Raw genomic sequence first — 13,244 nt, 5'->3', positions numbered from 1 at the left:
CGGCTGACACCACCCCCGACGACTCGTGAAGAGGATCCGGGCGACGACGCCCCGGGTCCTTTCGTGTTTTCGTGGAGGTGAGAATGCGGCGCACGCCAGGACCCACAACGTCCTTGCCGCGCCCGCACACCCGCCACCGAACAGGTGCGGACCCGATCGTCCGCACCGGGCGAGGGGAGCCCAGTTGAGTGCCCTGCTGCTGCTCACGAACGCGCTCCAGCCGTCGGCCGAAGTGCTTCCCGCGCTCGGCCTTCTGCTGCACCAGGTCCGCGTGGCCCCGGCGGAGGCGTCCGCGCTCGTCGACGCGCCACCCGCGGACGTCATCCTGGTCGACGGCCGCCGGGACCTCCCACAGGTGCGCAGCCTGTGCCGGGTCCTGCGCACGACCGGGGTCGGCTGTCCGCTGATCCTGGTCACCACCGAAGGTGGCCTGGCCGCGCTGACCGCCGACTGGGGCGTGGACGACGTGCTGCTGGACACCGCGGGTCCCGCCGAGGTCGAGGCGCGCCTCAGGCTCGCCATAGGGCGCCTGCAGGCCGCCCAGGGCGCGGAGGACGAGCCGACCGAGATCCGCAACGGCGACCTGACCATCGACGAGGCGACGTACAGCGCGAAGCTGCGCGGCCGGGTGCTCGACCTCACTTTCAAGGAGTTCGAGCTCCTGAAGTACCTCGCCCAGCACCCGGGCCGCGTCTTCACGCGCGCCCAACTGCTGCAGGAGGTGTGGGGGTACGACTACTTCGGCGGCACCCGCACCGTCGACGTCCACGTACGCCGCCTGCGCGCCAAACTCGGGCCCGAGCACGAGTCGCTGATCGGCACGGTGCGCAACGTCGGCTACCGCTTCGTGGTGCCCGACCGGGGCGCCGAGGCGGAGGCGCGCAGCCAAAGTGCGTCGGCAGGGGCCGTTTCGGTGGCAGACGTGGTCCCGGAGCAGGCATCCTGAAGGCCGTTCCGACCGGATTCGAGCGGATCCGGTCACGCATTCCACTACGAGCGGGGACACTGCGGATATGAGTGACGGGCGTCGTCCCTACAATGGTGGCGTGCCCAAGGTGACCCGCGACGACGTTGCCCGCCTCGCGGGGACGTCGACCGCCGTGGTCAGCTACGTGGTCAACAACGGACCGCGACCGGTCGCTCCGGCGACCCGTGAGCGCGTCCTCGCCGCGATAGAACAGCTCGGATACCGGCCCGACAGCGTCGCGCAGGCGATGGCGAGCCGGCGTACGAACCTGATCGGCCTCGTGCTGCCCGACGCTCGGCAGCCGTTCTTCGCCGAGCTCGCGCACACCGTCGAGAAGGCCGCCTTCGACAAGGGCCGCCTGGTGCTGATCGGCAACTCCGACTACGAGGACGACCGCGAGCTGCACTACGTGCGGGCGTTCCTGGGCATGCAGGTGTCCGGTCTGGTGCTGGTCAGCCAGGGCCCGTCGGAGCGCGCGGCGCAGGAGATCGCGGCGCGCGACGTACGCGTGGTCCTGATGCACCGGCAGCCCAACGCGCTCAGCGGCGACGCGGTGGTCCTGGACGACGTCGAGGGCGCCTACCTGGCCACCCGGCACCTCATCGAGGCGCACGGCCTCACCCGCATCCACTGCCTCGGCGGCCCGCCGTCCACGCCCGACCTCGGCGACCCGGTGACGGACCACGTGACGGGCTGGCGGCGCGCGATGCAGGAGTCGGGGCTGCCGACGGACGGGCTGGTGCGGGGCGCGCCGTTCAACCGCTTCGGGGCGTACGGCGTGGCCCGCGAGATGCTGGCCGAGCAGGACCGCCCGGGCGCGCTGTTCTGCTCGACCGACGACCAGGCCATAGGCGTGCTGCGGGCGGCCCGCGAGCTGGGGCTCCGCGTACCGGACGACCTCGTCGTGGTCGGCTTCGACGACATCGCCGAGGCGGCCTTCGCGGACGTACCGCTGACCACGGTGGCCGCCGACCGCGCGGCGATGGCCGAGGCGGCCGTGGACCTCGCCCTGGAGCGCGAGCCGGCGGCCCCCGGCGAGGAGCGCGTACGCAGCTTCCCGGCCCGCCTGGTGGTCCGCCGCAGCTGCGGCTGCTGACCCGGCCTCCCGGCTCGGCGCCAACTATTTGCTCGACCTGACACCTCGTCAGATCACTGTCATCCACCCTGCCGGTCCCGCACGGCAGACCGTGAGGATTGCTACTCTCCCTCCCTGTTCCACTTGTTGGTATTCGGGGAGGGGCTTCACCGATGGCGTACACGCCGTCTCACGCACAGGGCATGCCGCCCGCATACGCCCAGCAGCCACCCCCGGAGCCGCCCCGCAACGCCCGCGGCGAAACCCCGGTAGAGACAGAACGCCGCTGGCTGGGCAACATCGCCTCGATCGCACTGCCGATGTTCCTCGCGGCGAAGCTGCTGAAGCCCAAGTACCACACGGGGCGTCCCGACCCGGTGATGGAACGGGTCATCCGCATCCGAGCGTGGCTGGGCATGGCCGTGGTCTTCGCCGTATTCGTACGGATCTTCTACGACCGGAAGTCCAAGGGGCCCGGCACGACGCCGACGACCGGCGACCCCGCGGGCATTCCCACCGGCATCCCGAGCATGCCGAGCTTCCCGACAAACTTTCCGACGAACTTTCCCACGAACCTGGGTATGCCGCAGGGCGGTTCCGGGGCGGCGCCCTCAGCGGAAGCGCTCGCCAACGTGCCGATGCCGCAGGTCACCAAGCCCCCCTCCATCCCGACGAACATCCCCACGGGAGTGCCGACGAACCCGCTGGGCGACGCCGACAAAGCGCTTCAGCAGGCCAACCAGATCGGCGAGAACCTGAACACCGGTGTCACCGTGGCCCAGGAACTCGCCGGCGCGGTGATCGAGCGCATCATGATCGCCCCGCTCCTCTGCGCCCTCGGCATAGTCGTCGTCGGGTTCCTTCTGGTGATCTCCGCGGCGCCCCACGCGCGCGGCACGACGCTCAGCCAGCTTCGCCACCCCATCCGCGTCATCGTCGTCTTCGCCATTCCCGCGGCTCTCGGCATCGGGGCCTACCTGGGATTGCACGCGGGCGCGGGGCTGCGCGGCAAGACGTACATGCTCAATGAGGACGGCACAACGCTTCAGCTCGCGCTGTCGTGGGCCGCGGTCTTCGCGTTGTTCTGGAGCGTCCTGTACGCGCTCGGTGCGCTGTGGCAGGTCACACGGCACCTCTTCGCCGCCATCGACGGCCACCCGCTGCTGCCGGCGCTGCTCGCCACGTGGCTCGCCTGGACGCTGGTCCTGAACGACCTGACAGTGGACCTCGGCAGCGACTTCGTGCCGCTCGCCGGTGCGATGGGCAACAACGACGCCGTACCGGACAACGTCAAGGCGGCCATCGGCATCCTGGGCGCGACCACCATCACCGTCCTGGCGCTCTGGGAGATCTCCCGCATCGGCAAGTGGAACGGCATCAACTTCCGCAGCGGGCCCTTCGTTCACCGTCCCTGACGACCCTGCGCGACGTAGAGCAGCACGAAGGGGTGTGCCGCCACTGGCGGCACACCCCTTCGTATCGCTCTTCGCCGCCGCTACTCCATCGCGATGACGTGGTAGGGCCGCAAGTTGTAAGTCACCGACTGGTTGAACGCGTTCGGGACGTTCTCCATAAGCTCCTTGTCCACCGGGTACGCGTGTCCGGCCACGTACACGCGCCCGTTTTCCTCGTGGAAGAGAACGTCCCGCATGAGGGCGAGGACGGCAAGCGTGGCGCGGCCCGGAAACTCCTTCAGGTTCGTCAAGGTGCCGTCCGCCGCGGACAACCGGACCAGGCTCATGGGCCTGCCGGTGATCATGCCGCCGTCCTGCACCATCACCAGCAGGTCCCCGGACTCCTCGACGCGCACCGGATACAGCTTGCCCTGCTGCTTCAAGCCGAGTGTGCTCTTGCCTTCGGCCACGCTCGTCGTCCAGAGCTTCTGACCGGTCTTGCGGTCGACGGCCGTCACCAGGTTCGCGGACCCGCTGCCCTGGTTGAGTGAGGCAGACATGTCACTGCCGGGCACGTAGATGACCTTGTCGCTGGCCAGGACCGGTACGTTCCCGACCAGGCTGGTGCTGCTGCCCCGCGGACCCGCCACGGTGAAGCCGTCGGTGATCTTGAACGCTTCCTTGCCTTGGTCATCGAGCACCGTGACCTCGGGCGGCTGTGTGCTGAGCGCGCCGTGCGAGCGTACGACGACCACGGGGTCGGTGGAGACGACGTCGATCCCGCCCAGGCTGAAACCGGCGCCGCCGGGAACCTCGAACTGCCACTTCGGCTTGCCGGTGGCCACATTCAGCTCGGCCAGGATGGTGCCGCTGTCGTACCCGCACGACACCTTCGCGATCAGCTTGGTGCCGCCGGTGACAGCGTCGGAGGTGCACCCCTCCCCCAAGGACGACTCCAGCGACCACAGGTTCCGGCCGTCGGTCGCGCGGTACCCCTTGCCGTCGAAGACCACGGTCCCGTCCGACACCGAGATGCCTTCGGTCGGAAGCACATAGTCTTCGAGGCCTGGTGTGTCCGTGTCGCCCGAGTCGGCGACGTCGGCCGACCAGACTTTCTTGCCCTGGTCGAGCTCGATCGCTTCGAGCGTGGTGCAGTCCTGCTTGCCGCCGAAGGCGACGTACGCCTGCTTGTCCCCGCTCTGCAGGTCGACGTCGCAGACGAACTCACCGGCCGACGACGAGTATTCCCAGGCCAGGCGACCGGTGTTCTTGTCGTAGGCGGCGACGCGCTTCTCCTCCGCGACGACGATGTTGGCGGCGGTGTACCAGACGCCTGTGCGCGCCAGCCTCCCCTCGCCGAATTTTGTGACCGGCACCGACTCCGGGACGTCCCGGCCCTCTCGGATCGACCACAGGACCTCCGCCTTGGCCAACGGGGTTCCGGCCTTGCTCTCCCCGGCGTCGCTCTTCGCCTCACCGACCGCACCCGGCAGGGCCGCGGCCGCGACGAGCGCCGCGGCCACGCCGAGGGGCAGCAGCCACGAACGCTTGTGCTTGCGGGGTCGCATGAGCGGTGGGCCGAGCTGGATGTCCTGGGGCCGCGCCGGCGGACCGTACGCGGCGGGCGGAACCGGGCCCGCCGCGGGCCGGAACCCGCTGGTGCCCGGACCGGACCCGTGGCCGGTCGGCGGCCCCGCGGGCGGCGGCATACTCCCGGGCTGGAAGTTGCCGGGAGCGTAGTTGCCCGGCGGGTAGTTCCCCGGGCCGGACGAACCCGGCGGCGGGCCCGGCGGCTGCGGCTCGACGTAGCCGCCACCACCCGACCACTGCGGCTGTTGCGGCGGCATGTATTGCTGCGGTGGCTGCTGCGCCCCCGAAGGAGCCGAGCCCGGCGGCGGGCCGTATGACGGCTGACCCGTGGGCGGAGGCGCCCACGGAGCGGCCTGCGGGGGCGCCCACTGGTCGGCGGCCTGCGGCGGCGCCCAGGGGGCCTGCTGCCCGGGCGGCGGCCCTTGCGGAGCGTACGCAGGCGGCGGGGCACCGGCCTGTCCAGGCGCTCCCGGTGTCCCTGGCCCGCTCGGAGGCGGCTGCCACGCCTGGCCGCCCTGCGGCGGCACATAGGGCTGCCGACCGTCGTCCGGCTCGTTGTTGTCCGGGACCTGGAACGAAGGAGGCGGGTTCGTCACGCGCCACCACCGGTCGGGCCCGTGGGGATGTCCGCGGGTCCGGGCACGGGCGCGCCGAGACCGCGCGGTGCCGGCAGGTCCTTGTACGGGTTCGTATCGGTGAAGCCGGTCTCCTTGATCGAGTTGTCCCACCACAGAGCGGTGAAAGCCATCGACGACAGCGCCGCGACGGTGATCAGAACTCCCACCAACCCGACCAGGAGCTTCCTCGGGCGCGCGGGTCCCCGGTACGGCTGTGGGGGTGGCGGCTGCGCGGCGCCCCACTGCTGTTGGTGGGGGATACCGCCGTGCGGGCCTGGGGGAGGCGCGTACGACATCGTCGAATCCTGTTCATGGGGGGGAACGCCGGTCAGTCTCGACACGCTATCGGCAGCAACCCCCCTGCCGCCCAAGTCGGACGCCCCAACCAGCAGTTCTCGCCCGAATCGTCGGCTTTGCCACCAAGAAGACCCGCACGGTGCGTCTTCGCGCGTCGGCACAGGTCCGCCCCGCTTCACGACAGGCGCCGTACGGTTGGGGCATGGTCGACGGTGAGGGTTATGTAGCGGGCACGAACCGGATGGACGCGGCGGATGTCGCGGTGGTCCTGGGGCTTGCGGAGGAGGCCGCGCGGGTGGACGGGGCCGCGCCGCTGTCCGAGCAGACGCGGCTCGAGCTGCGGCACGGGGCGCCCGGTGCGCGCGAGTTGCTGTTGCGGGTGCGGGACGAGGTCGCCGGGTACGCGCACTTGGACGTGTCGGACCCGCACGACGGGCCTTCCGGCGAGTTGTTCGTGGCACCGGGCGCGCGGGGCAAGGGGTACGGCAGGCTGCTCGTGCAAGCGCTGCTGGACGAGGCCCGGCGGCGCGAGGGGAGCGGGCGGCTGCGGGTGTGGGCGCACGGGAAGCAGGCCGCCGCGGAGCGCTTGGCGGCGGAGCTCGGCTTCAGCGCGTTCCGCGAGCTGTGGCAGATGCGCCGCGCGGTCGACCTGCCGGTGCCGGAGACGCAGCCGCCGCCCGGGGTGACGGTACGCACGTTCGTCCCCGGCCAGGACGACGACGCCTGGCTCGCGCTCAACGCGAAGGCGTTCGCGCATCACCCCGAGCAGGGCTCCTGGACGCACGACGACCTGCGCCTCCGCATCGCGGAGCCGTGGTTCGACCCGACGGGGTTCTTCCTGGCCGAGGACGCCGACGGCCGGCTGGTCGGGTTCCACTGGACGAAGGTGCACCCGGCCACCGCCGCCGAGGGCCCGCTCGGCGAGGTGTACGTGGTGGGTGTGGACCCGTCCGCGCAGGGCAGTGGACTCGGCAAGGCACTCACCGCAGTCGGCCTCACCCATCTGGCCCAGACCGAAGCCGACGGCGCGCCGCTCGCCGAGGTCCTCCTGTACGTCGACGCGGACAACGAGGCGGCGGTCGCCGTCTACACCCGTCTGGGCTTCCGTGTGCATACCGTGGATGTGATGTACCGGCACCAGGACTGAACCCGGGCGCTTTGCGGCGGCACTCCGGTTTCCGGGGCGTCGTTTCGTATTTACCGTGGAGACACCGATCCCCGGGAGGATGATCAGATGACCGCCGATCTGCCCGCATCCGCCCGCACCCGCCACCTCGCGGTGGCCCCCGTACCCGAAGACGGCGACGGCTCGGCGAACCTCGTGGGTCCGGCGGTCGCCGTCGTCGGCGCGCGCGCCGACGAGACCGACCTGCCCGCCGACCGCTTCCTCGACCGCGAGGGCAGCTGGCTGGCGTTCAACGAACGTGTGCTCGAGCTGGCTGAGGACCCCACGACACCGCTGCTGGAGCGCGCCCGGTTCCTGGCGATCTTCGCCTCCAACCTGGACGAGTTCTTCATGGTGCGCGTCGCGGGTCTCAAGCGCCGCATCGCGACCGGCATGGCGGTACGCGCCGCGAGCGGCCTGCAGCCGCGCGAGGTGCTGGAGAGCATCTGGTCGCGCAGCCGCGGCCTGATGGCCCGGCACGCCACGTGCTTCCACCACGACGTCCTGCCCGCGCTCGCGGACGCCGAGATCGAGCTGCTGCGCTGGGACGACCTGACCGAGGGCGAGCACCAGTCCCTCTACACGCTCTTCCGCGAGCGCATCTTCCCGGTGCTGACGCCGCTGGCCGTCGACCCCGCGCATCCGTTCCCGTACATCTCGGGGCTGTCGCTCAACCTCGCGGTCGTCGTCCGCAATCCGCGCTCCGGCAACCAGCACTTCGCGCGCGTCAAGGTGCCCCCGCTGCTGCCCCGGTTCGTCGAGGTCTCCCCCGCGCGCTTCGTGCCGCTGGAGGACGTCATCGCGGCACATCTCGGCGACCTCTTCCCCGGCATGGAGATCCTGGGCCGCCACACCTTCCGGGTCACCCGCAACGAGGACCTGGAGGTCGAGGAGGACGACGCCGAGAACCTCCTCCAGGCCCTCGAACGCGAGCTGATGCGCCGCCGGTTCGGGCCGCCGGTACGCCTGGAGGTCGCCGAGACGATCGACCCGCACGTCCTCGACCTGCTGGTACGCGAGCTCGGCGTGGGCGAGAAGGAGGTCTATCCGCTGCCCGGCCCGCTCGACCTGACCGGGTTGCACGCGATCGCCGACCTGGACCGCCCGGAGCTGACGTACCGCAAGTTCATCGCCGGGACCCACCGCGACCTCGCCGAGGTGGAGACCGCGCACTCCGCCGACGTGTTCGCCGCGATGCGCAGGCGCGACGTGCTGGTGCACCACCCGTACGACTCGTTCGCCACCTCGGTGCAGGCGTTCCTGGAGCAGGCCGCCGCCGACCCGCACGTGCTGGCCATCAAGCAGACGCTGTACCGCACGTCGGGCGACTCCCCGATAGTCGACGCGCTCATCGACGCCGCCGAGTCGGGCAAGCAGGTCCTGGTCCTGGTCGAGCTGAAGGCCCGGTTCGACGAGAGCAACAACATCGAGTGGGCGCGCAAGCTCGAGCAGGCCGGCTGCCACGTCGTGCACGGCGTCGTCGGCCTCAAGACGCACTGCAAGCTGTCGCTCGTGGTCCGCCAGGAAGGCGACACGCTGCGTCGCTACTGCCACATCGGCACCGGCAACTACAACCCGAAGACCGCGCGGCTGTACGAGGACATGGGCCTGCTGACCGTCGACCCCCAGGTCGGCGAGGACATGTCGAACCTGTTCAACAGGCTGTCCGGCTACTCGCGCGCGCAGACCTTCCGCCGCCTGCTGGTGGCCCCCCACTCGCTGCGCAACGGGCTCGTCGAGCGCATCCAGCGCGAGGTGGCCCACCACGAGCAGGGTCTGCCGGCGTACATCCGCCTCAAGTCCAATTCGATCGTCGACGAGACGGTTGTGGACGCGCTGTACCGCGCGTCGCAAGCAGGCGTACCGGTCGACCTGTGGATCCGCGGCATCTGCGCGCTGCGCCCGGGCGTACGCGGTCTCTCGGAGAACATCCGGGTGCGCAGCGTCCTCGGCCGCTTCCTCGAACACTCGCGCGTATGGGTCTTCGCGAACGGCGGCGAGCCGGAAGTGTGGATCGGCAGCGCGGATCTCATGCACCGAAACCTTGACCGCCGAGTGGAGGCCGCGGTACGTCTGAGCGGCCGACACCGGGACCAGATCGCCGAATTCATCGACCTCGGCATGTCCGACGAGACCGCTTCATGGCATCTGGGCCCCGATGGGACGTGGACGCGGCACGCCACGGCCCCCGACGGCACCGTGCTGCGCGACGTGCAGGACCACCTCATAGAACTGAGGAGGCGACGGCGTGGGCCGGAGTGAACGGCAGGTCAAGGACGGCACCGACAGCGCGGAGACGACCGGGGGCGCAGGCACCGGAGACACCCGGAGCCCCCGGAAGAGCGACCGGACCGGCAGGTCCGGCGGAACCGACGGGAACGGCAAGACCGACAAGGCCGCCACGGGCGGCAAGGACTCCAAGGGCCCCAAAGGCCCCAAGGGCCCCAAAGGCGCCAAGCCCGGGAAGGCCGACGGGGCGGGCAGCACCGAGAAGCGTCGGCGCACGGCCAAGAAAGCGGCCGAAGCACTGAGCGTGAGCCCGGATGCGGCGGAGGCACCCGCCGCGCTGCCGAGCCCGGGTACCCCGGCGGCATTGGACACACCGAAGACGCCGGATGATTCGGCCGCGCCGAGCGCTCCGACTCCCGAGGTTGCCGCCCGGCTCCCCCGGCCCAGGTCCGATCCGGACGCCCCACCGCGCGCGGACACAGAGCCCGCGATTGCGGAGCCTGCGGTTACCGAGCCCGCAGTCGCGGGGCCCGCAGCCGTGGAACCGCCCTTCGCCCCCGTGTCCTTCCCGCCACGCACCGCGGGCGACGTACTCCTCGACCACCTGCGCGCGGAGGCGGCCGAGTTCCTGGCCCAGGCGCCGCGCGTACGCGAAGGCGGCGAGGATGCGGCACACCGCATGCGGGTCGCCGCGCGCCGCATGCGCAGCGCGCTGCGTACCTGCAAGTCGCTGGTCGAACCGGGGCCCGCGCAGGCGCTGTCGCTCGAACTGCGCTGGGCCGCCGACTCACTGGCCGGCGAACGCGACAACGAAGTTCTGCTGGAACGCCTGCTCGCGGCCTTCGAGACGCTGCCAGCGCGTTCCGGTACGCCTCGTGCCCGCGCCGCGGTCGAGCGCCGCCTGCGCGGCGGACTCGCGTCCGGCCACACCACGGCACTGCGCGCCATCGACTCGCCGGACTTCGGCACGCTCGGCGAGCAGCTCTCCGAGCCGGGACTCGGCCTGGAGTTCACCCGCCAGGCGGCCCGGCCCGCCGCCAAGACCGTGCCACGGCTCGCGGCCAAGGCGTTCCGCACCCTGGCGACCGGCGCGGAGGCACTGCCTCTCGCGCACGCCGCCGTCGCGTACAACACCCCCGTCCCGTTGTCGGGCGAGGACGACGAGGCGTGGCACCGCGTGCGCATCCTGGGCAAACGGGCCAGGTACGCCGCCGACCTGTGCGCACCCGAGTTCGGCGCCTCGGCGAAGAGCCTGGCCAAGCGCATGAAGGCGGTCACCGAGTCGCTCGGAACGCACCAGGACGCCGCACTCGCGGCAGAGGTGGTCCGCGAACTTGCGTTGTCACCGCGTCTCGGCGGGGCGGCGGCGTTCGTCCTGGGCGAGTTGTACACGGTGCAGCGTTTCGCCGTCGCCGAGGCGCGCTTCACCTTCGCCTCGGTGTGGCCGCCCTTGCGCGATCGGCTCGACGAGGTGGAGCTGTGGGGCTCCTGAGCGGACTGGGGCGGTCGGCCGACCCACCCTCGCCCGAGCGGCTGCGCACCCCGGTGCACGCCGCCGGGGCCGTGCTGTGGCGACCCGCGGAACGCAGCGGGCGTGCCGGTGCCGGTGCCGACATCGAAGTCGCGCTGGTCCACCGCCCCAAGTACGACGACTGGTCCCTTCCCAAGGGCAAGGTCGAGTCCGGCGAACACGGCGCGGCCGCGGCGGTGCGCGAAGTCGGCGAGGAGACCGGCTTCGCGTGCGCGCTCGGCCGCGAGCTGGGAGTGCAGTCCTATGCGGTCGGGGAGCGCCTGAAGCTGGTGCGCTACTGGGCCGCCGAGGCACGCGGCGGGCGGTTCACCGCCAATCGGGAGGTGGACCGCATCGCGTGGCTGTCGCCGGACGACGCGGGCACGCTGATGTCGTACGGCCGCGACGTCCAACTGCTGGTGTCGCTGACCTCCCGGCCGCACGCGACCGCGCCGGTGATCGTGCTGCGGCACTGCGGCGCGGTGGCCCGTACGAGCCACCGCGACGGCGACGCCGACCGGCCGCTGACCGCCGCCGGCCGCCTGCAGGCCGCCGCACTCGGCGACATCCTGGCGGCGTACGGGCCGGCCGCCGTGCTGAGTTCGCCGTCGCTGCGCTGCCTGGAGTCGGTGGACCCGTACTGCCGCCGCGCGGGCGTCGCGGTCGAGGTGGTGCCGGCGCTGTCCGAGGAGGGCCACGCGGACCGGCCGGACGCGGCCGGCGAACTCCTCAAGGTGCTCGTCGCGCAGAGCGCCCCGGTGATCATCTGCACGCACCGCCCGGTGCTGCCGTCGCTGCTGCGCTCGGTGGGGCGGGCGGGGCAGCCCGGGAGGGACCCCAACGAGCTGCTCCTGCCCGGCGAATTCCTGGCCTTGCACACCGCGGCCGGTGTCGTGGTCGCGGCGGATCGTCACGCCCCGTATCCGACGGAGCGGTGAGTGTCGGAATGACCGCCCGGCGGTCAAGAAACGGACACAGCGGGCGGAACGGTGGGCCCGACAACTTTGAACTCCCCGTTAACGCCTTCTGACATTTCCGATAAACCCGCAGGTCAGAGGACTACCATCAGATCAGTTGGGGATGAAACGCGCCCGCGGGCTGATCGTCTGATGGCCCGCCTGTGTTCATGCCGGGTTCACTTTCCCCCGCCGTTCGCTTCACACGTGCGACCTAACGTCGGCATCGACGGTGACCGACGTGGTCATCGCAGAGGCTCTTTGAAGCAACCGGAAGGAACAGCCGTGACCACTCGGCCCCGACTCGCCCGGCGCGGCACCGCGTTCGCCGCGATAGCCGTCGCCGGCGCGCTCACGCTCACCGCCTGCGGCTCTGACGACAACGACACGGCGGACAAGCCGAGCGCGAACGGCACGACGGGCGCCGGGTCGTCCTCCGCGCCCGCCGCGAACCTCACCTGCGGCTCGGGCACGCTCGCCGGCGCCGGCTCGAGCGCGCAGAAGAACGCCATCGACGAGTGGGTCAAGCGGTACCAGCAGAAGTGCTCGGGCACCACGGTCGACTACCAGTCGAGCGGTTCGGGCGCCGGCCGCCAGTCGTTCTTCGACAAGCAGATCGCCTTCGCGGGCTCCGACTCGGCGCTCAAGGAGGAGGAGGTCGCCAAGGGCGCGGCCGCGTGCGGCGGCACCCCGGCGATCAACCTGCCGATGGTCACCGGCCCGATCGCCGTCGCGTACAACCTGCCCGGCGTGAAGGACCTGGTCCTCGACGCCAAGACCATCGCCGGCATCTTCTCCGGCAAGATCACCAAGTGGGACGCGGCGGAGATCAAGGCGCTCAACCCGAGCGCGCAGCTGCCGTCCTCGGCGATCCAGACGGTGCACCGCTCCGACAAGTCGGGCACCACCGAGAACTTCACCAAGTACCTCAAGGCCGCCGCGCCCGCCGACTGGACGGCCGAGCCGTCGCAGGACTGGCCCACGCAGGACGGCCAGTCCGCCAAGGGCTCCGAGGGTGTCGCGACCGTCGTCAAGGGCGCCAGCGGCGCCATCGGCTACATGGAGGTCTCGTTCGCCGAGAACAACGGCCTCGGCATCGCGGCCATCAACACCGGCGCCTCCGCCCCGGTGAAGCTGACCCCCGAGGCGGCGGGCAAGGCCGTCTCGGCCGCGAAGGTCGAGGGCCAGGGCAACGACCTGAAGCTCAAGCTCGACTACGCCACCAAGGCCGAGGGCGCGTACCCGATCATCCTGGTGACGTACGAGATCGTCTGCGAGAAGGGCAACGCGGCGGACAAGCTCCCGCTCGTCAAGTCCTTCCTGACCTACACCGCGAGCGAAGAGGGCCAGGCGATCCTCGCCGACAACGGCTACGCGCCGCTCCCGGCAGAGATCGCCACCAAGGTCCGCACCGCGGTCGCAAGCCTGTCCTGATCCGGCACCG

Annotated in this window: 10 protein-coding genes; 8 read left to right on the top strand and 2 right to left on the bottom strand. The window is 71.2% G+C overall.

Annotated elements, in window-relative coordinates:
- The first annotated feature begins 184 nt into the window (after window positions 1-184).
- The 3 genes from ACWD12_RS37005 (at window position 185) to ACWD12_RS36995 (ending at window position 3,457) form a co-directional block, all read left to right on the top strand.
- Window positions 185-946: a response regulator transcription factor gene (locus tag ACWD12_RS37005; RefSeq protein ID WP_358352035.1), complete on the top strand. Its 762-nt coding sequence runs from the start codon at window positions 185-187 to the stop codon at window positions 944-946.
- Between the two features lie 100 nt (window positions 947-1,046).
- The gene (locus ACWD12_RS37000) at window positions 1,047-2,063 is read left to right on the top strand and encodes a LacI family DNA-binding transcriptional regulator (RefSeq protein WP_358352038.1); all 1,017 of its coding nucleotides are present in this window, start codon (window positions 1,047-1,049) and stop codon (window positions 2,061-2,063) included.
- 182 nt (window positions 2,064-2,245) lie between these two features.
- The gene (locus ACWD12_RS36995) at window positions 2,246-3,457 is read left to right on the top strand and encodes a hypothetical protein (RefSeq protein WP_450103286.1); all 1,212 of its coding nucleotides are present in this window, start codon (window positions 2,246-2,248) and stop codon (window positions 3,455-3,457) included.
- Window positions 3,458-3,537: 80 nt separating this feature from the next.
- On the opposite strand, the gene ACWD12_RS36990 is transcribed toward ACWD12_RS36995, so the two are convergent.
- Together ACWD12_RS36990 and ACWD12_RS36985 are read right to left on the bottom strand one after the other, a co-directional pair.
- Entirely contained in the window at window positions 3,538-5,622 is a 2,085-nt protein-coding gene (locus tag ACWD12_RS36990) for an outer membrane protein assembly factor BamB family protein (protein ID WP_450103285.1), read from the bottom strand.
- A complete protein-coding gene (locus ACWD12_RS36985) occupies window positions 5,619-5,939 on the bottom strand; it encodes a hypothetical protein (protein ID WP_450103284.1) in 321 nt (106 codons plus the stop codon). Before ACWD12_RS36985 ends, ACWD12_RS36990 begins: the two co-directional genes overlap by 4 nt.
- A gap of 203 nt (window positions 5,940-6,142) precedes the next feature.
- Here ACWD12_RS36985 and mshD point away from each other — a divergent pair, with 203 nt between their 5' ends.
- From mshD to pstS, 5 genes are all read left to right on the top strand, one after another.
- A complete protein-coding gene (gene mshD, locus ACWD12_RS36980; protein WP_450103283.1) occupies window positions 6,143-7,087 on the top strand; it encodes a mycothiol synthase in 945 nt (314 codons plus the stop codon).
- An 87-nt stretch (window positions 7,088-7,174) separates the two neighbouring features.
- The gene (locus ACWD12_RS36975; RefSeq protein WP_450103282.1) at window positions 7,175-9,367 is read left to right on the top strand and encodes an RNA degradosome polyphosphate kinase; all 2,193 of its coding nucleotides are present in this window, start codon (window positions 7,175-7,177) and stop codon (window positions 9,365-9,367) included.
- Window positions 9,354-10,826, top strand: a complete 1,473-nt coding sequence (locus ACWD12_RS36970; RefSeq protein ID WP_450103281.1) for a CHAD domain-containing protein — start codon at window positions 9,354-9,356, stop codon at window positions 10,824-10,826. Before ACWD12_RS36975 ends, ACWD12_RS36970 begins: the two co-directional genes overlap by 14 nt.
- Entirely contained in the window at window positions 10,814-11,782 is a 969-nt protein-coding gene (locus ACWD12_RS36965; RefSeq protein WP_450103280.1) for an NUDIX hydrolase, read from the top strand. Before ACWD12_RS36970 ends, ACWD12_RS36965 begins: the two co-directional genes overlap by 13 nt.
- A gap of 303 nt (window positions 11,783-12,085) precedes the next feature.
- Entirely contained in the window at window positions 12,086-13,234 is a 1,149-nt protein-coding gene (gene pstS / locus ACWD12_RS36960; RefSeq protein WP_358352059.1) for a phosphate ABC transporter substrate-binding protein PstS, read from the top strand.
- Window positions 13,235-13,244 lie beyond the last annotated feature (10 nt).

The organism is Streptodolium elevatio, from assembly GCF_053592165.1.
Note: the sequence above shows the minus strand (reverse complement) of the source record. Positions and strands in the feature narration are given on the sequence as shown.